At 52.7% G+C, this 24,709-nt stretch carries 23 protein-coding genes; 6 read left to right on the top strand and 17 right to left on the bottom strand.

The window, feature by feature from the left end:
• Positions 1-2: 2 nt before the first annotated feature.
• Complete coding sequence (rnhB, locus tag FHS30_RS05105; RefSeq protein WP_183908938.1) at positions 3-623, bottom strand: ribonuclease HII; 621 nt, start codon at positions 621-623, stop codon at positions 3-5.
• A 123-nt stretch (positions 624-746) separates the two neighbouring features.
• Between rnhB and FHS30_RS05100 the strand changes: the two genes are divergently transcribed.
• Genes FHS30_RS05100 through lpxB form a run of 3 tightly spaced genes read left to right on the top strand, consistent with a single transcriptional unit; the run spans position 747 to position 3,949 of the window.
• Positions 747-1,685 carry a Gfo/Idh/MocA family protein gene (locus tag FHS30_RS05100; RefSeq protein WP_183908936.1) on the top strand — a complete coding sequence of 313 codons (939 nt, stop codon included), beginning with the start codon at positions 747-749 and terminating at the stop codon, positions 1,683-1,685.
• 21 nt (positions 1,686-1,706) lie between these two features.
• The gene (locus tag FHS30_RS05095) at positions 1,707-2,801 is read left to right on the top strand and encodes a DegT/DnrJ/EryC1/StrS family aminotransferase (protein WP_183908934.1); all 1,095 of its coding nucleotides are present in this window, start codon (positions 1,707-1,709) and stop codon (positions 2,799-2,801) included.
• The gene (gene lpxB / locus FHS30_RS05090; RefSeq protein ID WP_183908932.1) at positions 2,798-3,949 is read left to right on the top strand and encodes a lipid-A-disaccharide synthase; all 1,152 of its coding nucleotides are present in this window, start codon (positions 2,798-2,800) and stop codon (positions 3,947-3,949) included. Before FHS30_RS05095 ends, lpxB begins: the two co-directional genes overlap by 4 nt.
• Positions 3,950-3,995: 46 nt before the next feature.
• Here lpxB and FHS30_RS05085 read toward each other — a convergent pair whose 3' ends face one another.
• Complete coding sequence (locus FHS30_RS05085; RefSeq protein WP_183908930.1) at positions 3,996-5,429, bottom strand: aminotransferase class V-fold PLP-dependent enzyme; 1,434 nt, start codon at positions 5,427-5,429, stop codon at positions 3,996-3,998.
• Positions 5,430-5,578: 149 nt separating this feature from the next.
• Here FHS30_RS05085 and FHS30_RS05080 point away from each other — a divergent pair, with 149 nt between their 5' ends.
• The gene (locus tag FHS30_RS05080; protein WP_183908928.1) at positions 5,579-6,031 is read left to right on the top strand and encodes an Lrp/AsnC family transcriptional regulator; all 453 of its coding nucleotides are present in this window, start codon (positions 5,579-5,581) and stop codon (positions 6,029-6,031) included.
• A gap of 58 nt (positions 6,032-6,089) precedes the next feature.
• On the opposite strand, the gene lpxL is transcribed toward FHS30_RS05080, so the two are convergent.
• From lpxL to rpsB, 15 genes are all read right to left on the bottom strand, one after another.
• Entirely contained in the window at positions 6,090-7,028 is a 939-nt protein-coding gene (lpxL, locus tag FHS30_RS05075) for an LpxL/LpxP family Kdo(2)-lipid IV(A) lauroyl/palmitoleoyl acyltransferase (RefSeq protein WP_183908926.1), read from the bottom strand.
• A complete protein-coding gene (lpxA, locus tag FHS30_RS05070; RefSeq protein WP_183908924.1) occupies positions 7,028-7,798 on the bottom strand; it encodes an acyl-ACP--UDP-N-acetylglucosamine O-acyltransferase in 771 nt (256 codons plus the stop codon). Before lpxA (FHS30_RS05070) ends, lpxL begins: the two co-directional genes overlap by 1 nt.
• Positions 7,799-7,808: 10 nt before the next feature.
• Positions 7,809-8,579, bottom strand: a complete 771-nt coding sequence (gene lpxA / locus FHS30_RS05065) for an acyl-ACP--UDP-N-acetylglucosamine O-acyltransferase (protein WP_183908922.1) — start codon at positions 8,577-8,579, stop codon at positions 7,809-7,811.
• Positions 8,580-8,708: 129 nt separating this feature from the next.
• Positions 8,709-9,146 (bottom strand): 3-hydroxyacyl-ACP dehydratase FabZ, encoded by a 438-nt coding sequence (fabZ, locus tag FHS30_RS05060; RefSeq protein WP_183908920.1) that lies wholly within the window; start codon positions 9,144-9,146, stop codon positions 8,709-8,711.
• Positions 9,147-9,214: 68 nt separating this feature from the next.
• Positions 9,215-10,234, bottom strand: a complete 1,020-nt coding sequence (lpxD, locus tag FHS30_RS05055; protein WP_183908919.1) for a UDP-3-O-(3-hydroxymyristoyl)glucosamine N-acyltransferase — start codon at positions 10,232-10,234, stop codon at positions 9,215-9,217.
• 136 nt (positions 10,235-10,370) lie between these two features.
• Positions 10,371-10,883, bottom strand: coding sequence for an OmpH family outer membrane protein (locus FHS30_RS05050; RefSeq protein ID WP_183908917.1), 513 nt, complete (start codon positions 10,881-10,883; stop codon positions 10,371-10,373).
• Between the two features lie 61 nt (positions 10,884-10,944).
• Positions 10,945-13,617 carry an outer membrane protein assembly factor BamA gene (gene bamA, locus FHS30_RS05045; RefSeq protein ID WP_183908915.1) on the bottom strand — a complete coding sequence of 891 codons (2,673 nt, stop codon included), beginning with the start codon at positions 13,615-13,617 and terminating at the stop codon, positions 10,945-10,947.
• A 54-nt stretch (positions 13,618-13,671) separates the two neighbouring features.
• Positions 13,672-15,024, bottom strand: coding sequence for a sigma E protease regulator RseP (gene rseP / locus FHS30_RS05040; RefSeq protein WP_183908913.1), 1,353 nt, complete (start codon positions 15,022-15,024; stop codon positions 13,672-13,674).
• Between the two features lie 41 nt (positions 15,025-15,065).
• Entirely contained in the window at positions 15,066-16,235 is a 1,170-nt protein-coding gene (gene ispC, locus FHS30_RS05035; protein ID WP_183908911.1) for a 1-deoxy-D-xylulose-5-phosphate reductoisomerase, read from the bottom strand.
• A complete protein-coding gene (locus FHS30_RS05030; RefSeq protein WP_343048921.1) occupies positions 16,232-17,065 on the bottom strand; it encodes a phosphatidate cytidylyltransferase in 834 nt (277 codons plus the stop codon). Before FHS30_RS05030 ends, ispC begins: the two co-directional genes overlap by 4 nt.
• Positions 17,058-17,789 carry a polyprenyl diphosphate synthase gene (gene uppS, locus FHS30_RS05025; RefSeq protein ID WP_183908909.1) on the bottom strand — a complete coding sequence of 244 codons (732 nt, stop codon included), beginning with the start codon at positions 17,787-17,789 and terminating at the stop codon, positions 17,058-17,060. The genes FHS30_RS05030 and uppS overlap by 8 nt, the downstream gene beginning before the upstream one ends.
• A gap of 16 nt (positions 17,790-17,805) precedes the next feature.
• The gene (gene frr / locus FHS30_RS05020; RefSeq protein ID WP_183908908.1) at positions 17,806-18,363 is read right to left on the bottom strand and encodes a ribosome recycling factor; all 558 of its coding nucleotides are present in this window, start codon (positions 18,361-18,363) and stop codon (positions 17,806-17,808) included.
• Positions 18,360-19,106: a UMP kinase gene (pyrH, locus tag FHS30_RS05015; protein ID WP_183908907.1), complete on the bottom strand. Its 747-nt coding sequence runs from the start codon at positions 19,104-19,106 to the stop codon at positions 18,360-18,362. Before pyrH ends, frr begins: the two co-directional genes overlap by 4 nt.
• A gap of 119 nt (positions 19,107-19,225) precedes the next feature.
• Positions 19,226-20,101, bottom strand: coding sequence for a translation elongation factor Ts (tsf, locus tag FHS30_RS05010; protein ID WP_183908906.1), 876 nt, complete (start codon positions 20,099-20,101; stop codon positions 19,226-19,228).
• Between the two features lie 104 nt (positions 20,102-20,205).
• Positions 20,206-20,949: a 30S ribosomal protein S2 gene (rpsB, locus tag FHS30_RS05005; protein ID WP_183908905.1), complete on the bottom strand. Its 744-nt coding sequence runs from the start codon at positions 20,947-20,949 to the stop codon at positions 20,206-20,208.
• Between the two features lie 280 nt (positions 20,950-21,229).
• On the opposite strand from rpsB, the gene map reads away from it, so the two are divergent.
• Complete coding sequence (gene map, locus FHS30_RS05000) at positions 21,230-22,000, top strand: type I methionyl aminopeptidase (RefSeq protein ID WP_183908904.1); 771 nt, start codon at positions 21,230-21,232, stop codon at positions 21,998-22,000.
• Positions 22,001-24,679 carry a [protein-PII] uridylyltransferase gene (locus FHS30_RS04995; RefSeq protein ID WP_343048920.1) on the top strand — a complete coding sequence of 893 codons (2,679 nt, stop codon included), beginning with the start codon at positions 22,001-22,003 and terminating at the stop codon, positions 24,677-24,679.
• The last annotated feature ends 30 nt before the right edge of the window (positions 24,680-24,709 follow it).

The raw sequence follows: 24,709 nt of genomic DNA, 5'->3' as shown, positions 1-24,709 counted from the left end.
ACTTAAAACAAATCCAATTGTTCGAGCCGCTTTTTAACCGGCCCAAAGGATTGACGGTGATGCGGCGTAATGCCGTGCTTTTCTATGGCAGCCAAATGAACTGCTGTGGGGTAGCCCTTGTGATCGGCAAACCCATAATCTGGAAATTGTTGGTGCAGCAGGACCAGCTCGCGGTCGCGGGTGACCTTGGCCAAAATGGACGCGGCACTGATGGCAGCTACGCGACTGTCGCCCTTGACCACTGCCTCAGCGGGATAGCGCCAGGTAGGAATTTTATTGCCATCCACCCACACGTGCTCTGGTTGGATCGCTAGGCCCTCGACGGCCCGGGTCATGGCCAATAGGCTGGCCTGTAGTATGTTAATGCGGTCTATCTCCGCCACCGAAGCGCGCGCAATACAAAACGCGAGTGCTTTGGCCTGAATCTCTACAAATAGCAGCTCGCGCTTTCTCTCAGTCAACTTCTTGGAGTCAGCCAACCCTGCAATGGGCGCAGCTGGATCAAGAATGACAGCCGCCGCTACCACATCACCCGCCAAAGGGCCCCGGCCCACTTCGTCTACACCGGCACCCAAGGCGCCTCCATAGCAACTGATAAAGGGCTCTGGCTTGAACTTGCTCATTATTTAACCAAGGGATATCGCAACTGGAAGCGCGATGATACCACCGGCGCCAAGCATTTGCCCAAACCTTGGGCTACAATAGCGCCCCTGTTCCGCTAGCATCGCACAGAGGCCCCCGCGCGCATGAACAAGCTCAATACCGCCGTTATAGGCGTTGGCTATCTCGGCAAATTCCACGCTCAAAAATACGCCAGTTTGCCCAACAGTCACCTCGTGGCGGTGGTTGACGCCAACGCCGACAATTGCAACGACATTGCCGCACAACACGGCTGCGAAGCATTGACCGACTATCGCGATTTATTCGGGCGCGTGGACGCCGTCAGCATTGCCGCGCCAACGGTATATCACCACCAAATCGCCAAAGATTGCCTAGAGCATGGCATTCATGTGCTTATCGAAAAACCCATTACGGTAACCGTGGCCGAGGCCGATGAACTCATCGAGCTGGCCAAGGCCCGTGGCCTCTTGATTCAAGTGGGTCACCTTGAGCGCTTTAACGCCGCACTGCTGGCCTTGGGCGATCGCTTGGGACACCCCAAATTTATCGAGTCGCACCGGTTGGCACCGTTCAACCCGCGCGCCAATGACGTCAACGTGGTCTTGGATTTGATGATTCACGACATCGACATCATCCAAAATATCGTGGGCGTGCCAGTGAAACAGATTGCCGCCTCTGGCACCAAAGTGCTGACCGAGTCCACCGACATCGCCAACGCCCGCATAGAATTCGAAAACGGCTGTGTCGCCAACGTTACCGCCAGCCGCGTCAGCCTGAAAACCGAACGAAAAATGCGTATTTTTCAGGAGGACTCCTGCATCACCATTGACTTCCAAAACCGTGCACTCAAGCTCTACAGCAAGGGTGACAAGGAAATGTTTCCCGGCATCCCTGAGATTGAAAGCGAAGAGAGCTTGTTCGACAACAATGACGCCCTTAAAGTTGAAATCATTGCATTTTTGGACAGCATTCAGCAGGGCAAGCCCACGCAGGTTAGCGGAGAAGACGGCCGCCGCGCGCTGGCCACAGCACAACAAATTTCACGTTTAATGAAAGATAATTAATTATTTATTTGAGATTGCCCCATGAAAATCCCAATGGTTGATTTGACCGAACAGTACCACCGCCTAAAAGACCAGATAGACGCAGGTATGCGTGAGGCCATGGAAACCGCGGCGTTTATTTTAGGCCCAAATGTTCAGGCATTTGAAAAAGAGGCAGCCGATTACCTTGGCGTTAAACACGCCATCGGCGTAGGCTCCGGTACGGATGCGCTGCACTTGGCATTGCTGTCTCTGGGCATCAAACCCGGCGACGAAGTCATTACCACACCGTTTACCTTTATCGCCACCGCAGAAGCCATTAAATACGTAGGGGCAACGCCAGTATTTGTGGACATCAACCCCGCTACGTTTAACATTGACCTCGCCGAAGTTGAAAAAGCCATCACCGATAAAACCCGCGCGGTCATACCGGTGCATTTGTTTGGCCAACCGGTTGATATGCCTGCACTGAAATCATTGTGTGATACACACAAGTTACACATTGTGGAAGACTGCGCCCAGTCCTTCGGCGCGCACATCAACGGTCGTCAAACCGGCAGTTTTGGCGACTTAGGCGCGTTCAGCTTCTTTCCGTCAAAAAATTTGGGCTGCTATGGCGACGGCGGATTAGTCTCCACCAACTCCGACGAACTTGCGGCGCTGGTAAAGCAATACCGCAATCATGGCAGCAAAATTCAGTATCACCACAGCCTAGTTGGTTACACATCGCGTTTAGATGAACTACAAGCCGTAGTATTGCGGGCGAAGCTGCCATTGATCGATGAATTTAACGATAACCGCCGCCGCGTTGACAGCCTCTACCGGAAACATCTTGCGGGCACAAATGTGCAAACTCCGGCGCAAGACGGCACCGGCAAACACGTATTTCACCAATACTGCTGCCTACATCCCGAGCGCGACAAAATTTTGGAAGCCCTGCGTGCACAGGACATTGCCTGCGCCATTTACTATCCTGTGCCCCTGCACAAACAGGAAGTGTTTGCCGATGACTGCAAAAACGTTTCGCTGCCGGTGACCGAATCTGTTATGCAACATTGTTTCGCACTACCGGTTTATCCAGAACTCACGGAAGACAAAATCGAATTAATTGCCAGCGTGATTAAATCAGCCCTATGAGCCAAACATATTCTGTAATGATCAGTGCCGGAGAGGCATCAGGTGATCTGCATGCAGCCAATTTGGTCAAAGCATTGCACCAATTGGCGCCCAACACGCGCGTAAAAGGCATGGGCTCAGACCTGTTGCGCGAAGCCGGCTGTGACCTGTTAGTAGATTGCGCCGACATTGCCGTGGTGGGCTTGTGGGAAGTGGTGAGGCACTACGGAAAAATTAAAAAGGCACTCAATCTTTTGGTCGATGAGCTAAAGCAATCGCCTCCGGATCTATTGATTTTAGTGGACTACCAAGAGTTCAATTTTCGCCTAGCTGAAAAAGCCAAGGCCATGGGAATCAAGGTGCTGTTTTACATCAGCCCGCAGGTTTGGGCATGGCGCTCTCACCGCGTACACACTATGGCTAAAAAAATTGATCACATGGCCGTGCTATTCCCTTTCGAAGAAAAGTTTTACGAGAATGCAGGCGTGCCGTGCACCTTTGTGGGCCACCCCTTAGTGGATGAAGTACACCCCAATCGCAGTGCCGCTGAATGCTATGAGCGCTATCAACTAGAAAAGGGGCTGCCGACAGTCGGACTGTTTCCCGGCTCCAGAAAAAGTGAAGTGGCGCGAGTGCTGCCCATTTTGCTTGCGTCAGCCAGCGAGCTGCGTAAGACTAAAAACGATGCGCAGTTCATTTTACCCTTGGCCAGCACCATCCAACTCACCGATATTCAACCGCTACTCGCACAATTCCCCGAGCTCCAGGTGCGGGCAATTCGCGATCGCTCCTACAATGTCATGCAGGTGTGCGACGCCATAATGACGGCCTCGGGTACCGCCACCCTTGAAATTGCACTTATGGGTGTGCCCAACACCATTGTCTATAAAATCGCGCCTCTGTCTTACTGGATACTGAAGCGAATGGTTAAGATCGACAACATCGGGCTAGAGAACATTGTCGCGGAAAAACAAATCGTCAAAGAATTCATTCAAGGTGATGCCATACCCAAACACATTGCCGACGAAACACTGCGCTTGTTAGATGATACTGCCTATCGCAACACGATGATTGGCGAGCTCAACAAAGTGCGTGGCAAACTCGGCAAAGAAGGTGGCTCGGTCAATGTCGCGAAACTGGCACTGTCGATGATTGAAGGGCGGAGCTAGCGCCCGCCCAATACTTTATACACGCAACAATCCCCTGCATTGACACCTATACCAATGGCGCCCAAATATTCGGGCCAACGGGCCGATCGGTTGACAAATCTTGCCCACTCATTGTCGCCACGGCGGCCACCGCATCGGCGATGGTGTCGACGTCCTGTAGCGTCATAGCGGGGTGAAAACTGATGCGAACCCAACCGGGCTTATCGGCACCTGCATCTTCATCAAGCTGATTGGTGATGGCCCGCGAGGCACAGCGATCGATACCCAGAAGAATGTGGCCATAGGTCCCCGCACAAGCGCAGCCGCCGCGCGCCTGAACACCAAATCGATCACTTAAAAGTCGCACCGCTGTTTGATAGTGCACCTTATCAAACACAATGGAAAAAATACTCAACCGCTGACGGTGTTGCGACGCTAAGATTTGCACGTCAGACATAGCATCCAAGCGCTCAAAAAATCGGGCGTTCAGCGCAGCCTCACTCCGATGAATCCGCTCGACGCCCATGGATTCTTTGAGCTGGATGGCCAACGCGGTTTTCAAGGTTTGTAATATTCCTGGCGTACCCCCATTCTCGCGCTGCGCTATATCATTGATAAAGCGGTGCTCTCCCCACGGATTGGTCCACACCACCGTACCGCCACCCGGCTGTTCGGGCACCTGATTGCGATAGAGTTTACTGGAAAATATCAGCACGCCTTGACTACCTGGGCCGCCTAAAAACTTATGGGGCGAAAAGAATATAGCGTCCAGTGACTCACGCTCATTCGGGTGCATATCGATGGCATCATAGGGCGCTGAGGCAGCGAAATCCACAAAGCAAAGCCCGCCGTGATCATGCATCAGCCCGGCAATTTCTCGATAGGGCGTGCGCACGCCGGTAACATTACTAGCCGCTGTCACAGAGGCCATTTTTACCCGCTGCGACGATTCACCGGCGAGATCGGCAGCCAACCATGCAAGATCGATTTCATCGAACCCCACCGTGGGAATCATGCGCACCTCCGCTAGGCTTTCCAACCACATGGTGTGGTTGCTGTGGTGCTCACGGTGGGTGATATACACCAAGGGGCGCGCCCCTCCCTTGCGGCCCAAGGCCGCCAAGACTGAAGGCTTGTGTTGCTCATGTGCCCACCAACCCATCATCCGGATCAATTTGCCCAAGGCGCCGGTCATGCCACTGCCGGTGGATAGCAGAACGTCTGTGGGGGCCGCATTGACGTGGTCCTTTATTCGCGCCTCCGCCTGCTGCAGCCAATGGGTCATCATGCGCCCGCTTAAACTGTCTTCGGTGTGGGTATTGGCCATAAAAGCGCCAATGTGTTCCGACAAACGCATCTCAATGGGGCGGTATAGTCGGCCACTGGCCGTCCAATCCGCATAGAGAAAACTACCGGACGCTGGATTGACAATCCCGGCGCGCACGCGGGTCCAAAGATCCTCATCAGTTTGGTGCGCAACCTCAGGGGCGTTAGATAGCATTGTCAGATTCTCGCTGGGGCAACCCATCCGGTCGCCGTGAATTTCTAGCTATTTTATGCTTGGATAGCCCGAAATATTTGCCTAAAAATACCTCAATCACCTATAACTAGGGTATTATTTACCCTAATGTAAGGATATTTAGGAATTTTATGCTGGATAGTGTAGACCGCCAAATCCTATCCCTGCTTCAACGAGATGCGACCTTGTCGGTGCAGGCCATTGCTGAACGAATCAATCTGACCACCAGCCCTTGCTGGCGACGCATTCAGCAGCTTGAGGCGCAGGGGTTCATCCAACAGCGGGTGGCACTGCTTTCACGCGAAAAGCTCGATCTGGGAGTAGACGTCTTTGTATTCATTCGCACCGATCAACACAACGACGAATGGCTGAATGAATTTTCTCGGGCATTGCAGAATATGCCCGAAGTGATGGAGGCCTATCGCATGAGTGGCGATGTTGATTATTTATTGAGGGTGGTGGTATCGGACATCAAAGCTTATGACGCCTTTTATAAGCGGCTTGTCAGCCAAGTGAAACTTGCCGATGTGAGTTCAAGTTTTGCCATGGAAAGCATGAAGTACACCACTGCTCTGCCACTTTAAGATCGCCATTTGTCGGTCGGCCTCATTAATTTGAGGCATACACCTTTACGGCGCTCACTCACCTTTTACGTTTAGGTGGGTAGTATTTAGGCTCGCCTTCTGGGCGCGTTTTAAACCGTCGATGAACCCATAGATATTGCTCCGGCACACGGCGAATTTGCGCTTCCAGCAAGTCATTTACCCGCTGCACATCGGCCTGCTCATCGTCACTAGGAAATTGCTCTAGGGGGGCACCTAAGGTCAATTTGTAACCCTGCAGCCCCGGCAATCGAACAAAATCCATCATAATGACGCGCGCCTTGCCCAGCTTTGCAAATCGAGAGGTCGCGGTTACGGTAGCGGCTTTGACACCAAAAAAACTGGCCCATACCCCCTGCTTAATCCCGTAATCCTGATCGGGCGCGTATAGTACTCGGCTGCCCTGACGCAAGAACCGGAGCATGGTGCGCACTTCTTTGCGCTCAAAGGCCTCACACGCCTCATTCATCCGCTCGCGGCACTTGCGCTGAACAAAATCCATCACCAAGTTCTTATGGCGGCGATACATGCCCGCGAAAGGATGAAAAATCGTCGCGGCGACCACGGCTAACTGCACACTGCTCGTATGGCGCGTCACGATTATGGCCCCTTGGTCGCCCAGCGCAGTAATATGCTCCAACCCTTCCACCGCAATCAAATTGCGCAACCTGCTACGCGGCATGAACCAGCCCATGTTTTGCTCGATCAGACCGATACCCATGGCCTCCATATTAGCGCGCAGCAACCGGGTTCGCTCTGCCTCGGTTAAATCTGGAAAGCACAATGCGAGATTGATCGCAGCCACCGCTCGACGATCACGAGCGAAGTGATGGAACAATATGCCAATGCCTCGCCCCATCGCCAATTGAACGCGGTACGGCAAACAAGCAGTGAGCGCACACAAACCAAAGGCGCACCACAAAAACCAATAGCGAGGATGCAACATAGCAAATGAAAACTCTGGGCGGGACGAATCCATTACTTCACAATTCCGCGCGCACTGTTTTCGATAAAGCTTACAAACTCGGCCACGGCATCATACTGTGCGATCAACGGTTCGAGCTTTTCAAAGGCTTGCTGGCGGGAGTGACGGTTGCGCACCATTAACTTGTACGCCGTTAAAATGGCAGCAATACAGTCGGCGCTAAAGCCTTTGCGCTTCAGACCCACTTTATTAATTCCATAGGAACGTGCGTAATTTCCAGACACGATGACAAAGGGCGGGACATCGCGATTGATCGCTGCGCCCATACTGGTAAATGCATGGGACCCCAGCGCTGTAAACTGGTGGACTAGCGTAAATCCACCCAAGGTGCACTGGTCGCCCACAGTGACATGGCCAGCCAAGGATGCAGAGTTAGCAAATACATTTTTGCTCCCCACCGCGCTGTCGTGCCCAATATGGCAATAGGCCATAAACAAATTATCATCACCAATCTGCGTCAAGCCCCCGCCCTTGGTGGTGCCGCGATTAAATGAAACATATTCGCGAATGATGTTGCGATCACCGATTTCCAGGCGTGTGCCCTCACCCTTGTAACTGAGGTCCTGAGGCTCTTCACCCAATGACGCAAATTGAAATATCCGATTGTCTTTACCAATAGCCGCAGGACCGTGAATAACCACATGGGAGCCGATGCGGGTGCCACCGCCAATGGTTACGTCGCCGCCTATAACCGTGTAGGGACCGATGCGAACATCGTCAGCGATGCGCGCTGAGGGATCAATAATTGCAGATGGGTGAATCATGGAGACTAACTCAGCGCACTATGCCCCGCTCAGAGCTGCGCAGTGAATCTATCAGTGCCGTGAGCGCGGCTTCGTTGACGGCCATTTCTTCAAGGCTTGCCAGGGCTTCTTCCAGACGCAATCCACGCCGGTAGATCAGTTTAAATGCTTTGTTTAACGTGGCGAGTTGCTCTTTACTAAAACCGCGACGCCGCAATCCCTCGGTATTAATGCTCTTTGCTTCGGCGGGGTTGCCTGAAACAGTTACATACGCAGGAACATCTTTACCTATGGCCGACCCCATGGCCGTAAAAGCGTGCGCGCCAATTTTGCAAAATTGATGAACAAGCGTGAAACCACCTAAAATTGCCCAATCGCCAACATGAACATGCCCGGCAAGGGCGGCGTTATTCACTATGACGCAATGATTACCCACCACACTGTCGTGCCCCACATGTGCATAGACCATCAGTAAATTATGGTTGCCAATGGTGGTTTCGCTGCGATCTTGTACCGTGCCCCGGTGCAATGTTACGCCTTCACGAATAACATTGTGATCACCTATCACCAGTCGCGTAGGCTCACCGTTGTACTTCAAATCGGGCGTCGCTTCTCCCACGCTGGCGAACTGAAAAATGTGATTGTGCTTACCGATTTGCGTGGGGCCTTTGATCACGACATGGGACTCGATGATACAACCGCTATCGATTTCCACCCCAGGACCAATTACCGAAAAAGGGCCCACCTGCACATCGGGCGCAAGTGTAGCGGAGGGGTCAACAATAGCGCGCGGATCTATCAAGCCAACATCCTTCTAATAAAATGCCCAAACGCTGCTTCGCTTGGCTCGGATCTCATAGGCAATATCGCCCCCAGTAGAAATCCCTAAAATTTAAATAGCCAACTAAAACAGACTCTCGATTATAGATAATTACACCTGACGGTCTGCACACAAAATCAAAGCAGAAGCCACTAACTGACCATCGACGGTGGCCTTGCAATCAAATTTCCAAATGCCGCGCTTTGCAGACACTACCCTAGACTCGAGCCGCAGCTGATCTCCGGGCACTACTTGTCGCTTGAAGCGCACATCGTCGATGCCGGCAAAAAGATAGATTGAGCCATCTGCTGGACGCTTATCCAAAGTCTTAAACCCTAGAATTCCAGACGCCTGCGCTAATGCTTCGATAATCATGACGCCCGGGAAGATTGGCGCCTGTGGAAAATGCCCATTGAATACATCCTCATTCGCGGATACATTTTTTATGGCGACAATGTGCTCACCCTCTACCAATTCGAGTACCCGATCCACCAACAGGAAGGGGTAGCGATGAGGCAGGTATTCCTTAATTTCTTTGATGTCCATCATATCGGTACCTTAGCGTGTTCTTGTACTCCCCGCAAAATACAGGCAATACACAGTAAATTATTAGAGCCCTAGCGGTGCTTCTCTAAATCGCGCACTCGCTTAGCCAATTTATCCAGCTGTCCAAAGCGCGCTGCTTGACGACGCCAATCGGGCGTTGCCAACATCGGCGTGCCCGACGACCAGGCACTACCGGCTTCAGTAATTGATTTAGTAACCACAGTGCCGCCCGACACATGCACGCCATCCGCAATAGTGATGTGTCCGGTGATCGCAACACAGCCCGCAATGGTACAGCGCGCGCCAATGTGCGTAGAGCCGGCCACCGCGGTATGTGCCGCGATAGCGGTATGATCGCCAATCACCACGTTGTGGCCTATTTGGATCAAATTATCGAGCTTCACATCGTTGCCAATAATGGTATCGTCCAATGCGCCACAATCGATACAGGTATTTGCGCCAATTTCTACCTGATTACCGATGCGCACACCTCCTAGCTGATGGACTTTAAGCCAATCCTCACCGGTTGGTGCAAAACCAAAACCATCGGCGCCAATGACAACACCACTGTGCAGGATACAGTCCTCACCGATTGAAACCTGGCCATACAGGGTGACGTTTGCCGCCAAACGCGACCTAGTGCCAACAACTGAATTTGACCCCACCACACTGGCGGCACCAATTATGGCTTGCGCCTCAATTCGGGCACCTGACGCTATAACAGCACGGGGCCCAATAGTCGCCTGAGGGTGCACAAATGCGTCAGCTGCCACCTCGGCACTGGGGTGCACGCCACCCGCTGAGTGTGGGGCAGGCGCAAATAACGCAGTAATTTTGGCGTAACATTGGTAGGGGTCACGGTGTAACAATGCATTCCCAGCAAACTGATCGGCCATCTTCGGATGCAATACAACAATACCCGCGCCCGTATTTTCTAGGAATTTAGCGTAGCGTGGATTCGCAAGAAAGCTTAATTCTGTTGACCTCGCCTGCGACAAGGTTGCAAGGCGCTCTACCGGGTGGTCAGGGTTGCCACGCCATTCAGCTCCGACAAGTTGCGCCAATTCAGACAAGGTATATTTGGCCACCATTTTCACCCTTTATTGATCGAATGAATTACACCCCACATTGAGCATATTTGCTCAACCTCAAAAGCCGGAAAAGGCGAACCCCGAAAGGTATCGCCTTTTCAATGCATGCCGCGGCCTTACGACCGAGCCACGTTTACTATTTGGCCTTGTTCAGCTTCTCAGTAACCTTAGCGGTAATATCAAGCGAGGGCTCAGCATAGTACGCAGTTTGCGTGCTCAACACGAGGCCAATACCCTCAGCACTGATCACATCTTTGAGGGCTACTTGGGCCTTTGGATTAAGTTCTTCCATCACGCGCTGGGCAGTTGCATTGCGCTCGGCCTGCAACTTCTTAACAACCAACTCCAGATCGGCGCGAGCGTATTCCATTTTCTTACGATGTTCAGCCGCTTGCTCTTGATTCCAAGTTACGCCATTTTTTTCAGCTTCCTTGGCCATCTTCTGCAGCTCGGCACGCAACGACTCAAACTTGGCCTGCATAGAGGCAAACTCAGAGTTAGCCTGCATATCTTGCATGCGCTTTTTTGCAACATCGGTATTCAAAATCGCCGACTGCAAGTCAAACACAACCACCTTGTCTGCTGCCATGGCTAAAGGTGCAGCTAATAATGCGACAGTCAAAATTAAAATTGAATTCAGTTTAGACACTTTTATTCTCCGTTCTACTAATGTGTGCTACACCAAGGCGCAGCGCTGAGTTTTCCTGAATTTAAAATGCGGTACCCAGTGAAAACTGGAAAGTCTCGCGCTCATCTTCTGGATTATATTGGAAAGGCCGCGACAAACTAAAGGTCAAAGGTCCAAATCCACTAATCCATGTCAAACCAATGCCGTAAGAGGCCGACAGCTTGCCTGGGTCTACGTCAAAACAGTTTTGCTGATAAAAACCGCAGTTGGTGTTAAATACGTTACCTGTGTCCACAAAGAACGCTGTTTGCAGCATACGCTGATCTTCAATAAACGGCAGCGGGAACAGCAATTCAACACTGCCTTCGATCAACACGTTACCACCGAAGGGCAGATCATCGCGGCCAATTACACTGGCGCGCAATTTATCCTGAATACAAACATCAGCACCCTGTTTATAAATAACGTCCCGGGTTTGGTCACACAAAATGTAGCCACCCTGGAAAGTATCGTAGCTGCCATCGCCATCGGTATCTTCTGCACCTACGCCCGGGCCCTGGGCACCAAAATAGGGGCCAACCACATCGTAAGTAGCCGCCGGCGTACTGCGCGGGCCAAGAGTGTTGCGCTTAAAGCCCCGCACCGAGCCGAAGCCACCGGCATAGAAGTGCTCAAAGAACGGCAGAATGCTGGTTTTGCCGTAGGAATCTGCGTAGCCAAGATCACCCCTGAAACGCAGGGTAAAATCGCCATAAATTGGCTGGAAATATTGGCCCGAGTAGCGGAGCTTATAAAACTCCATGTCGCTGCCGGGTACTGAAAACTCCAACGACAGATTGTGCGACGAACCACGGGTTGCCAGCTGACCACGGTTTAATGTGGACTTCGCCCAAGACAGCGTAAACGGGAAGCTGTCGAAGCGGTCGCCGTTGGCATCAATAAAGCCTTCCGGGTTGTTCAGTGTGTTGACAACTTCGTCAATGGGGCTACTGAAATCTAGAGCAGGTGCGCCACCCGAGATGGGGTTTGTATTAGCGGCATTCACTTCATCAATGAGCGTTTGCAGATCTGATTCGGTGATGAAATTGCTATCAATACCTTCAATGAGATTCGGACTTCGTCTAATCTCCTGTACTGCGCGACTGCCAGTCTTAATATACATGTTGGTATAACCAATACCAAAACCTAAACGCTCAACCTCTGAAATGGGGTAGCCAAAATTCAAATTCGCGCCGTAGGTGTTGGTAGAATAGCTGGCAACGTTAATCTGACTAAAATCGGTGGCGCGGTAGAACACACTGAATCCACGACTGACGCCATCAACCGTGAAATAGGGATCCATATAATTGAAGCTATATACCTGTTGATATTTGCTGGTGTTAACCGAAATACCCACGCGTTTACCGGTGCCAAGCCAATTGTTTTGCTGAATATTACCGCCAAGCACCAAGCCTGTGCCCTGTGCATAGCCGACAGTCGCGCCAATGGATCCTGAAGGCTGCTCTTCAACGGTATACTCTACGTCTACCAAATCAGCTGTGCCAGGCACTTCGTTAGTTTCGACTTGGACTTCTTTAAAAAATCCCAAGCGCTCAAGCTTTAACTTCGAATATTCGATGTCCGTATTTTTAGCTGAAGCGCCTTCCATCTGACGCATTTCCCGGCGTAAGACTTCGTCTTTAGTCTTGGTGTTGCCACGGAATTCAACCCGGCGCACATAGGCGCGCTTGCCTGGATCGATGAAGAAAGTCACATCCACCAATCCTGTTTCTTGATTTAATTCGGGTATACCTTTTACCTCGGCAAAGGTATACCCTTCGTTGCCTAAACGTTTAGTGATGTAATCCGAGGTTGTGGTCATCAACACCTGTGAAAAGGTATCGCCTTCACGCACCAACACCAGCATGCGAATATATTCTTCAGGCAAAATTGGATCGCCAGCCAACTCCACCTTGCCAATTTTAAATACTTCACCTTCTTCAATATTAACGGTGATGTAAACCGATTCTTTGTCAGGGCTTACTGAGACTTGGGTCGAAGGCATTCTGAATTTCAAATAGCCGCGATCCATATAGTGTGATTCAAGGCGCTCTATATCGCCCGTCAGTTTTTCACGCGCATATTTGTTGTCACTGGTAATCCAACTTAGCCAACCCGTAGATTTAAGTTCAAATAAGTCCAGAAGTTCATCGTCATCGAAGGCGTTATTGCCGACGAGATTAATGTGCTCGATCGAAGCGACTTTGCCTTCATCGATGGTAATTTGCAGCTTCACCTGATTGCGCGGTAGATCAATAACTTCCGTTTTAACGCTGGCACTGTAGCGACCTTGAGCGACATACTGGCGCTGAAGCTCCTGCCCAAGTCCTTCAAGTGTCACGCGCTTGAAGATTTGTCCTTCCGATAAGCCGTTATCACGCAGGCCCTTCATGAGATCTTCGGTTTTGATGGCTTTATTGCCTTCAAGCACGATTTCGCTAATGGCTGGCCGCTCCTTCACGGTGATAACCAGTACCCCCTCATCACGACCTATTTGAATATCGGCAAAATAGCCCGTCGCAAATAGAGAGCGGGTCGCCTCTTGAATTTCAACGGTATCCATAAAGTCGCCGATACGCACAGGCAGCGCGGCAAAAACAGAGCCGGCGGAAACCCGCTGTAATCCTTCGACACGAATATCGGTGACACGGAAACTTTCGGCTAAAACCACTGATGAGAGAATCAGGGAGGCAATAAGTAAGACAAGACGCTGCATAATTTCTGTTCTAATTTATTAATTCAGTGCTGCAAATATGACGGATCGAATGATTCAAAGCCGCATGATGTCGTTGTAGACCGCTAACATCATGACACCTAAAACCATCAATAGACCCAGTTGATAGCCGAACATTTGGACCTTTTCTGGGACAGGGCTGCCTTTCACCAGCTCTATCAGGTAATACATCAAATGACCGCCATCCAATACCGGAATGGGCAAGAGATTAAACACGCCCAGACTGACGCTGAGCAGGGCCAAAAAGCCGACATAGTACTCCCAACCGGCCTTTGCCGAAGCGCCCGCCACTTTAGCAATGGTTATGGGGCCACTCAAGTTTTTAGTGGATATTTCACCAACTAACAATTTCTTGACGGAAAGCAAGACAAAACCCGAGGTTTCCCAAGTTTTTTCCACGCCCCGCCACAATCCCTGCGCCAAGTTATACTGCTTGTGACGCAAATAACCTTCCGGCCATGTTGGGGTCTCCGGCGCTACTCCAACCTGTCCAACCCACTGGCCATCGCGCTCTACGCGCTCGGGGGTCACAGGCAAACTCAGGCGTTCGACACCTCGCTCCAAGGTAAGTTCAATTGATTGCGCCGGTCTGGCCCGCACATAGTTCGCAAACGCACTCCAATCCGCCACCGGCTCGCCATCCACGGCAACTATCCAATCGCCCGCCTGAAGCCCGGCGATTGCAGCCGGCGATTCGGGCAGCACCTGCGCCAACTTGGCCTGGTACACCGGTCGGAAGGGCGTTAGCCCTATGCCTGCCAATACATCGGGCTCATCCTCGTCCACCAGCCAATCAGCCAGCTCTGCTTCAGAAATGTATTCCAAGGATGAATTTGGATAGCGGACGGTGAATGTAATGCGACCAGTCTCGCCCAATCGCTCCAACAACTGCTGGTGCACCGCCTGCCAAGAATCTGTGGCCTCGCCGTCCACGGCGATAATCTCTTGCCCAGCCTCAATGCCGGCTTTTGCGGCAATAGAATCCGACTGCACAGCACCAATCACCGGGGCAACTTGCGTGACGCCGGGCATCACCATAATCCAGAACAACACGATGGCGAGCAGAAAGTTGGCAACTGGGCCCGCGACAACCACCGCTATCCGCGCCAATACGGACTTTTGGGTAAAGGCCTGTTTCAGCAGGTGCTCGGGCACATCACCTTCGCGCTCGTCGAGCATTTTGACATACCCCCCCAAGGGGATAGCGGCAATACAGAATTCGGTACCCTGCTTGTCATACCAACTCACGAGCGGCTTTCCAAAACCCACAGAGAAGCGCAGCACCTTGATGCCACAGCGCCTAGCCACCCAAAAATGGCCATATTCGTGGATGGTCACCAGTAGGCCGAGGGCCACGATAAACCAAACAATTGTCTCTACATGCGCCATTTTAAACTCCGGGCCAACGCTAACGTCTGGCCAAATTCTATTTAGCTACCCTGTAACAGGTGTTCGGCACGCTCGCGCGCCATCGCATCAACGGCTAAGACTTCGTCAATGCTCACAGGTTCCGCGTGTTGCACTTGCTGCAGGACTTGCTCACAAATTCTTGCAATGCCACTAAACGGCAATTTTTCGCTTAAAAACGCATCGACGGCCACTTCGTTGGCGGCATTCAACACTGTGGGTGCCGCCCCATTTTGCGCTGCCTCATAGGCCAACCGCAGGCATGGAAAGCGCGTCATATCAGGCGCCTCGAAATCCAGCTTGGCTGTGGCGATCAAATCCAACGGCGGCACACCGGAATCTATGCGCTCAGGCCACGCCAACGCGTGGGCAATTGGCGTGCGCATATCCGGGTTCCCCATCTGCGCCAGTACCGAGCCATCCACATACTGAACCATGGAATGGATAACACTCTGCGGATGAATCACCACCTCCACATGAACCGCGGTGGTGCGAAACAGCCAGCAGGCTTCGATAAGCTCCAAGCCCTTATTCATCATGGTGGCGGAATCTACCGAGATTTTTCGACCCATAGACCAATTGGGGTGGGCGCAGGCTTGCGCTGGCGTCACCGCAGCCAAGGCATCGAATTCCCAAGTGCGAAACGGTCCGCCAGAGGCGGTTAGCAGTATTTTACTGACGCCAGCGCCGACGGTTGATGTGTATCGCTCGGGCAGACACTGGAAAATGGCATTGTGCTCTGAATCAATGGGCAATAGCGTTGCCCCACTGGCAGCGACGGCCTCCATAAACAGGTGCCCCGCCATAACCAGCGCTTCTTTATTGGCCAATAAGACTTTTTTACCCGCATTTACAGCCGCCAAAGTGGGCAAAAGACCCGCCGCACCGACTATTGCGGCCATGACCACCTGAACCTCCGCCGCCTTGGAGACTTCAGCCAGGGCCGCTTCTCCAGCCAGCACGGTAGTATCTGTATCGCGCAGTGCGTGCCGTAACTCCTCCGCGTATTGCTCGTCTGCGATGACGGCATAGCGCGCTGTATGTGTGATGGCCAATGCAGCCAGCGACTGCCATTGTCGAGCAGCCGTGACCGCGTACACCTGATAACGATCCGGATGGCGCGCCACCACATCCAAGGTACTTAAACCGATGGAGCCCGTTGCGCCAAGAATGGTAATGCTCTGGGGCTTCATACCAGACTGAACCCGGTCATCAAAATGCCCAACGCCATGACTGGAGCCGCTGCAGTAATGCTGTCGATTCGATCTAATACTCCACCATGTCCGGGCAATAACTGGCTACTGTCTTTAATACCGCGATGTCGTTTCAACATACTTTCAACGAGATCGCCCAGAACAGAGACCAAGCTCGCGGGGATGATAATCGCCAACAACAACGGGAGTCGCCCCTCGCCCAACCACAATCCCAGCAAGATTGCCCACAATATATTGGTTACTAAGCCGCCCCAGAATCCCTCCCACGTTTTGCCTGGACTCACCTGAGGCGCCAGCTTGTGCTTGCCAAATTTTCGGCCGACAAAATAGCCACCAATGTCTGCACCGGCGACCACGGCGACGACCATAAGCATTAGCCATGCACCCGCGGGCTGCTCGCGCAAATAGCACAGCGCCAACCACGCGGGCACCATTACCAGCCAACCGATGAGTAAACGCGGCAAGCGCGCGCCCCACAACAGCGAACTGGAGGGATAACCTTGCACCCAAAGCAGCGACAGGGCCCACCAGCCACTGCCAATCATCAGCAAATTCCTCAGCCACTGCGTATCCAACTCGTGACTAAGGCCAACCAAATAACCCGCCGCCGCCATAATGCCGGCGGTGACAACCACATAGGCGCCGCGCAGCGTATAACTCGTAACGCCTGCTAAATTGGACCACTCCCAAGTAGCGATGAGAACCGCCGTGGCCAGCAACAATTGAAACAGCGACGTCGGCAAATAATGCAACGCTGCCAGCAGAACAGCCACAATCAATAACGCTGTAATTATGCGTTGCTTAAGCACGCACAGCCTCCTCAACTTGGTCGCCATTTAAGCCAAAGCGGCGTTGGCGACCGTAAAAATCCTGCGCGGCTAGGTGCAGAGACTGGTCATCAAAATCGGGCCAGAATTGCTCACTGAAATACAGCTCGGCATACGCTGCCTGCCACAATAAAAAATTACTGATGCGGTATTCACCACCGGTTCTTATCAAAAGATCTAACGCTGGCAAATCCGCCAACTGGGTGTGCGCGTGCAGACACTGGTCATCAATGTCAGCAGGTTGCAGTTCACCAGCAGCCACTTGTACTGCGACAGCCCGCGCCGCATTGGCGATGTCCCACTGGCCACCGTAGTCCGCAGCAATAACGAGCCGGGTTGTACCCGCGCTCGTCAAGGTTTCTGCGTCTTCGATCGCGTTTAGAATTTTGGGGCCGAAGCGATCGCGCCGGCCAATAACCTGCAGACGTACACCTTCGTCGTGCAACTTGCGCGCCTCGCGCTGGAGATAGAGTTGGAACAAGGACATCAACGCCTCCACCTCTTTGGCGGGGCGCTGCCAGTTTTCGCTGCTGAATGCGAACAGCGTTAATACCTCGACGCCCTCTTTTTGGCAGGCACGCATAACATCTCGTATGCGTTCAACACCGGCCTTGTGGCCAGCGACTCCGGGTAGTTTGCGCTGTTTTGCCCAGCGATTGTTGCCATCCATAATGATGCCAACATGGCGTAAACGATTGCTTGTCACACAAATCTCCAGGCAATTAAATCGCCATCAGATCCTGTTCTTTCGCCGCCAACGCTTTATCGACTTCAGCAACATACTTATCGGTGATCTTTTGAATTTCGTCAGCTGCGCGACGCTCGTCATCTTCACCAATTTCTTTATCGTTAACGAGCCCCTTCACTTGCGCCAAGGCATCGCGACGCACATTGCGAATAGACACCCTCGCATTTTCTGCCTCAGCCTTGGCTTGCTTGGTAAAACCTTTACGCGTTTCTTCCGTGAGTGCTGGCATAGGCAAGCGAATGACGCTACCGGCAGTAGAGGGATTGAGTCCTAAATCGGACTTCATGATGGCGCGCTCAATCTCGGGCACCAAGTTTGGCTCCCACGGAGTCACCGACAGTGTGCGGCCATCCTCAACAGAGATATTCGCCACCTGACTCAAAGGCGTGTTTGAGCCATAGTAGTTCACCTGGATCGAATCCAGCAGGCTGGGGTGCGCGCGGCCGGTACGAATTTTATTGAAATTGTTGCTCAGCGCCTCTAACGCTTTTTGCATTCTACTTTCAGCATCTTTTTTAATATCGTTGATCATTGATCGTCCCCTTTTTTGCTTTCTTCTATAAGCGTGCCTTCTTCATTGCCAACGGCGATATTCAGCAACGCACCCGCTTTATTCATTTTGAACACGCGTACCGGCATGTCGTGCTCGCGACACAAACATATGGCCGTCAGGTCCATGACCTGTAATTTTTTGTTCAGCACTTCATCGTAAGTGAGCTGGTCGTACTTGGTCGCACTGGAGTCTTTCATGGGGTCGGCGGTATAGACGCCGTCAACCTTAGTGGCCTTCAGGACGATATCGGCCTCTACTTCAATGCCCCGCAAACAAGCGGCGGAGTCAGTAGTAAAGAATGGATTGCCCGTACCTGCGGAGAAGATGACCACCTCGCCGCCCTTGAGGAAGCGAATAGCGCGGCGGCGGTCGTAGTGCTCGACAATGCCACTCATCGGAATGGCGGACATGACCCGCGAAGAGATATTGCTCCGCTCAAGGGCGTCGCGCATTGCCAGGGCATTCATGACGGTGGCCAGCATACCCATGTGGTCACCGGTCACTCGATCGAGACCTGCGGCGGAGAGGGCTGCACCACGAAACAGGTTGCCACCGCCGATTACGAGACCCACCTGAACGCCAATACCCACTAACTGGCCAATTTCCAAGGCCATTTTGTCGAGCACTTTGGGGTCAATTCCGAACCCCTCCTGCCCCATCAGCTCTTCACCGCTGAGTTTCAACAAAATGCGTTTGTACTTTTTGTCCCGACTACTGGCCATGGTCCGCTCCGCGCTCAAAAAATTCGTGGCAGTTTAACAGCAAAAAGAGGCTGGGTGCGACACCCAACCTCTTCTTTTACAACGCCCCCAACCCACGCAAGCCGAGGGTTTTAAAGGCATTAGCCCTTAGAAGCTTCAACCTGAGCGGCAACTTCTGCGGCGAAATCCACCTCGGCTTTCTCGATGCCCTCACCCACTTCAAAGCGTGTAAATGCAACGATCTCAGCACCGGCGTCTTTTACCAGCTTGCCAACGGTCAATTCTGGGTTCTTAACAAAAGCCTGCTCAGTCAAGCTGACTTCTTTCAGGAACTTGTTGATGCGGCCGACCATCATCTTTTCAACGATCTCAGCGGGCTTGCCCGCCATGTCTGGCTGCGCCTTGATGATGTCCTTTTCCTTCTCGACAACTTCTGCAGCTACTTGATCGGGGTTAACCACCTGTGGGTTTACCGCGGCAACGTGCATTGAAACGTCTTTGGCCAGCTCAACGTTGCCACCCTTCAACTGGGTGATCACGGCAATACGGTTGTTGGAGTGAACGTAGGCACCTACACAACCACCGGCCGCATCTACCGCAACGATGCGGCGCACGCCGATGTTTTCACCGATCTTTTGAACCAGCGCAGAACGGGCATCTTCCAGCTCGCCCGCCATCAGGGCGGCGACGTCGGTTTGCTTGTCTGCGAAGGCCTTATCTACAACCTTGCCAACGAAGGCCAAGAAGTTTTCGTCGCGGGCAACGAAGTCAGTTTCAGAGTTAACTTCAACCACAACGCCGAAGCTACCATCGTCGGCTACTTTTACCGACACAACGCCATCAGCAGCGGTACGGTCGGCTTTCTTTGCCGCTTTCAGGCCAGAGGCCTTACGCAGGTTGTCGATGGCCAGTTCGATATCACCTTCGGACTCAACCAGTGCTTTTTTGCACTCCATCATGCCCAAACCCGTGCGCTCGCGCAGTTCTTTTACCAGTGAAGCAGAGATAGCTGACATAAACCTATCCTCTTAAATTAAATAACTGTTCATGGGAAAAAGGGGGCCAAGCCCCCTTTCCTAGGCGCTCGCCACCAAGGGCGTGCGCGTGATAAGACGTCGAATTACTTAGCCGCAGCTTCGTTCGCTTCTACGTACTCATCTTTGTTTACAACTGCCGCACCACTGGCCGCGATACCTTCCAAGCAGGCATCAGCCGCAGCGGTCACGTACAATTTCACGGCGCGGATGGCGTCATCGTTACCAGGAATAACAAAATCAACGCCGTCTGGGTTGCTGTTGCTATCCACGATACCGAAAACAGGAATACCCAAATTGTTGGCCTCCTGAATGGCGATGCGCTCGTGATCAACGTCGATTACGAACAGCGCGTCCGGCAGACCGCCCATATCCTTGATACCACCGATAGAGTTTTCCAGCTTGTCCATCAAGCGAGTGCGCATCAGCGCCTCTTTCTTGGTCAGCTTATCGAAGGTACCGTCTTGGCTCTGTGCTTCGAGCTCGCGGAAGCGCTTAATAGACTGGCGAATGGTTTTGTAGTTAGTCAGCATTCCGCCCAACCACCGGTGGCTAACGAAAGGCTGGCCAGCGCGCTGAGCCTGCTCTTTAATCACCTTTTGCGCTGCGCGCTTGGTGCCAACAAAAAGAATCTTCTTCTTTTGGGCAGCCATTGCCTTCAGAGCGTCCAATGCGCTATTGAAAGCGGGCACAGTGTGCTCGAGGTTGATGATGTGAATTTTGTTGCGAGCACCAAAGATGTATTTACCCATCTTTGGGTTCCAGTAGCGGGTTTGGTGGCCAAAGTGCACACCAGCCTGCAGCATTTCGCGCATGCTTACTTGAGACATATCAGTTTCCTTTCGGGTTGAGCCTCCATGACCCCCACCGACCAACCCTCAACCCTTTAAATTCAAGGCTTTCAGGCACCCAGGTCAGGCGTGACGGACCATGTGTGACGTTAAGATAAATTCGCTAGATCATTCCAGCGGCGCGCTTTATACCACAAAGCGGCCCAAACACAAAGAAAAACCGTCCTGACAGAGCCTGCCGACGACCCTTAAAGTGGGGTACAATGCGGCCTTTTCCGCCCTGTGTAGGGCACATCCGCAGTCAAGGAACCCCTGAACCATGTCCGCCACCATCCGAACCCCCGACGAAATCGCCAAAATGCGGATCGCAGGCCGCATGGCCGCCGAGTGTCTCGAAATGATTGAGCCCCACGTGGTGCCCGGTGTCACCACCGAGGCCCTGGACAAGCTGATTCACGACCACATCGTGGAAAAGCAGAACGCCATCCCCGCCTGCCTAGGCTACAAGGGCTTTCCCAAATCCGTGTGCACCTCCGTCAATGAAGTGATTTGCCACGGCATCCCCTCTGAGAAGAAGGTGCTCAAAAAGGGCGATATCATCAACATTGATGTCACCGTCATCTACGACGGCTACTTTGGCGACACCAGCAAAATGTATTTCGTAGGCGATGTACCGAGCCACGCACAACGCCTGGTGCAGGTCACCCAAGAATGTCTCTACAAGGCGATCGAGCTAGTGAAGCCCGGCTGCCGCCTCGGGGATATCGGCGCAATCATCCAGCAGCACGCCGAAAGCAACTACTATTCAGTGGTGCGCGAATACTGCGGCCACGGCATTGGCGATGTGTTCCACGAAGACCCGCAAATCCTGCACTACGGTACAGCCGGCACTGGCATGGAGCTAAAAGAAGGCATGTGCTTCACCATTGAGCCCATGGTCAATGCGGGCAAGCCAGGCACCAAACTTCTTGGCGATGGGTGGACCGTCATCACCAAAGATCGCCGCCTTTCGGCACAGTGGGAACACACACTGGCCGTCACCAAAGATGGCGTTGAGGTGCTAACGGCGCGCAAGGAAGAGTCGTTCTAAGTGAAAAACACGCCCTACTTTGAGCGCACGCCCTTCTTTTTTGACCAAAACCACTTTCGGATGCGCCTTGCAGACGGTAAGGCCATCGCCATTTTTAAAGACGCACTGCACGCCGCCAAGGTCAATTTCGACCGGCGCTTCCGCGAGGGCGAGGACATTCGCACCTTGGTCTACGAGCAGGCCCATTTTGTTGACTTCTTGCTGCACTACGCGTGGCACCAATTCCACTGGCAGGGATCTGTGTGCCTCATCGCCGTAGGTGGCTATGGCCGAGGCGAACTGCACCCTGCATCGGACATCGACCTACTATTTTTACACCAAGAACAACTCCCGCAGGCCGATCTTGAAGCCATTGAAGGCTTTTTTACATTCCTTTGGGACATTGGTCTTGATATTGGCCACAGCGTGCGCACGCTCGCTCAGTGTGTTGAAATTGCCGCCCAAGACATTACCGTGGCCACCAACATATTGGAGAGCCGCACACTGATGGGCGACGGCCAATTGCGCGATGAGCTATTGGCTCTCACCGGGCCCGACAAAATTTGGCCACCGGACGCCTTCTTTAAAGCCAAATTTCAAGAACAACAAGAACGCCACGCAAAACACGACAACTCCTCCAACAATCTTGAGCCCAATGTAAAGAACGCGCCGGGCGGCCTGCGCGACATTCAAATGATCGGCTGGGTGGCCAAGCGCTTTTTTAACGTGCGCACTATCCGACAACTTGAAGGGCGCGGCTTTTTCACTGAAGAGGAGTTCGCCATTTTACTGACGGGCGAGGAGTTCTTGTGGCGTGTGCGCTATGGCCTCCACATGCTCGCCAAACGCGGCGAAGAGCGCCTTCTATTCGACCACCAACGCGAACTCGCCACCCTCTTTGGATACAAGGACACGCCCGAACGGCTCGCCATCGAACAATTCATGCACCGCTACTACCGCATCGTGCAAGCGCTGCAAGAGTTGAACGACGTATTGCTGCAGTTTTTGAGCGAAGCCATTTTACAGGCCGGTCAGCAACAGAACGTGGAGCCTATCAACGCCCGCTTTCAGTTACGCAACGGATTCATCGAAGCCGCTTACACGCGCGTCTTTGAAGACGACCCCAGCGCACTCCTAGAAATCTTTGTGCTGATGGGAAAAGACAAGCGCATACTGGGCGTGCGCGCTTCGACCATACGCCTAATTCGCGAGTGCCGACATCTGATCGACGATGAATTTCGAAAAGATCCAGACAATACCGCCCTTTTTATGGATTTAATGCGCTCGCCTTACAGCTTGGTTCGCCAGCTCAAGCGCATGAAGCGCTACGGTATATTGGGCCGCTACCTGCCGGAATTTGATCGCATTACCGGCCAAATGCAGCACGACCTATTCCATATATACACGGTCGATGAGCACACCTTGCTGGTCATGAAAAATATGCGGCGCTTTCGGCTGCCCTACGCCCAGGAAAAATATCCTGTGGCGCACCACATCATGAAGCGACTTGAAAAGCCCGAACTGCTATACATTGCCGGCCTTTTTCACGATATCGCCAAAGGGCGCGGCGGCGATCACTCGATGCTCGGCAAAGTGGACGCCGAGGCATTCTGTGAGCGCCATGGACTCACTGGGCGCGAAACCCGGCTGGTCAGCTGGCTGGTGGAAATGCATTTATTAATGTCGGCGGTTTCGCAAAAACAAGACATCTCTGACCCCGACGTAATCCACAAATTCGCGCTCTTGGTGGGCGACCAATTGCGTCTCGATTATCTCTACCTGTTAACGGTTGCCGACATCAACGGCACCAATCCGGACTTATGGAATACATGGCGCGCCAGCTTAATGCGTCAACTGTACCTAGAAACCAAACGCGCCTTGAGGCGAGGGCTCGAAAACCCAATCGATCGACAAGACATTATCCTGGAGACCCAACAGGCCGCCATTCGCAAACTGGAAGATAAAAATTTTTCCGAAAGTCGCATTCGCACCTTGTGGGGCGACATGGGTGACGATTATTTTTTACGCGAATCACACCTAGACATCGCGTGGCACACCGAAGCCATCGCCTGTCACCGCAGCGATGAGCCACTGGTGTTAATTCGCCAAAGCCGGTTTAACGGCATGGAAGGTGCGACCCAGATATTTGTGCGCACCAAAGATCGCGACAACGTATTTGCCGCCGCGGCCAACGCACTCTCGGGCCTAGACTTGGATATTCAGGACGCGCGCCTGTACAGCTCACCGGATGGCTACACCATCGATACCTTTTTCGTTCTCGATGAAAACGGCGAGCCGACGCATCACGATCGTTTTGACATCATCCGCCGCACGCTACACGACGAATTGTCGCTGGTGGATAAATACCCCGACATTATTCAGCGTCGCACACCGCGCGTCCTAAAGCACTTTGCCATGCCGTCGCGCACCATGATCAGCAACGATTTGTTGGCGGGAACAACGGTTCTAGAAGTTATCAGCCCCGATCGCCCCGGTTTACTGGCCGCCATTGGCCGCGTCTTTTTAAGTTTTGGCATTCAGTTACAAAATGCAAAAATTGCCACCCTAGGTGAACGCGTCGAAGATATCTTTTTTATTACCGATAGCGAGGGTCAACCGCTATCCGATGCAGCACAGTGTGAAGCACTGCAGGTCAGCATATGCAAAGCTCTGGACGACATCGTCGGTCAGCACAGCTAGCAAAACGCCGCATACCATAACAAACAATGA

It is taken from the genome of Simiduia aestuariiviva (assembly GCF_014192475.1).
GTDB lineage: Bacteria > Pseudomonadota > Gammaproteobacteria > Pseudomonadales > Cellvibrionaceae > Simiduia > Simiduia aestuariiviva.
This window is presented reverse-complemented; position numbering and strand designations above follow the sequence as displayed.

Bases quoted from the DNA above. Each gene is read 5' to 3' on its own strand.
- rnhB (WP_183908938.1), bottom strand. From the start codon at position 623: ATGAGCAAGTTCAAGCCAGAGCCCTTTATCAGTTGCTATGGAGGCGCC.
- FHS30_RS05095 (WP_183908934.1), top strand. From the start codon at position 1,707: ATGAAAATCCCAATGGTTGATTTGACCGAACAGTACCACCGCCTAAAA.
- rpsB (WP_183908905.1), bottom strand. From the start codon at position 20,949: ATGTCTCAAGTAAGCATGCGCGAAATGCTGCAGGCTGGTGTGCACTTT.
- FHS30_RS05100 (WP_183908936.1), top strand. From the start codon at position 747: ATGAACAAGCTCAATACCGCCGTTATAGGCGTTGGCTATCTCGGCAAA.
- ispC (WP_183908911.1), bottom strand. From the start codon at position 16,235: ATGAAGCCCCAGAGCATTACCATTCTTGGCGCAACGGGCTCCATCGGT.
- pyrH (WP_183908907.1), bottom strand. From the start codon at position 19,106: ATGGCCAGTAGTCGGGACAAAAAGTACAAACGCATTTTGTTGAAACTC.
- lpxD (WP_183908919.1), bottom strand. From the start codon at position 10,234: ATGGTGGCCAAATATACCTTGTCTGAATTGGCGCAACTTGTCGGAGCT.
- FHS30_RS05080 (WP_183908928.1), top strand. From the start codon at position 5,579: ATGCTGGATAGTGTAGACCGCCAAATCCTATCCCTGCTTCAACGAGAT.
- lpxA (WP_183908924.1), bottom strand. From the start codon at position 7,798: ATGATTCACCCATCTGCAATTATTGATCCCTCAGCGCGCATCGCTGAC.
- map (WP_183908904.1), top strand. From the start codon at position 21,230: ATGTCCGCCACCATCCGAACCCCCGACGAAATCGCCAAAATGCGGATC.
- tsf (WP_183908906.1), bottom strand. From the start codon at position 20,101: ATGTCAGCTATCTCTGCTTCACTGGTAAAAGAACTGCGCGAGCGCACG.
- lpxL (WP_183908926.1), bottom strand. From the start codon at position 7,028: ATGGATTCGTCCCGCCCAGAGTTTTCATTTGCTATGTTGCATCCTCGC.
- fabZ (WP_183908920.1), bottom strand. From the start codon at position 9,146: ATGATGGACATCAAAGAAATTAAGGAATACCTGCCTCATCGCTACCCC.
- frr (WP_183908908.1), bottom strand. From the start codon at position 18,363: ATGATCAACGATATTAAAAAAGATGCTGAAAGTAGAATGCAAAAAGCG.
- FHS30_RS05085 (WP_183908930.1), bottom strand. From the start codon at position 5,429: ATGCTATCTAACGCCCCTGAGGTTGCGCACCAAACTGATGAGGATCTT.
- bamA (WP_183908915.1), bottom strand. From the start codon at position 13,617: ATGCAGCGTCTTGTCTTACTTATTGCCTCCCTGATTCTCTCATCAGTG.
- rseP (WP_183908913.1), bottom strand. From the start codon at position 15,024: ATGGCGCATGTAGAGACAATTGTTTGGTTTATCGTGGCCCTCGGCCTA.
- lpxB (WP_183908932.1), top strand. From the start codon at position 2,798: ATGAGCCAAACATATTCTGTAATGATCAGTGCCGGAGAGGCATCAGGT.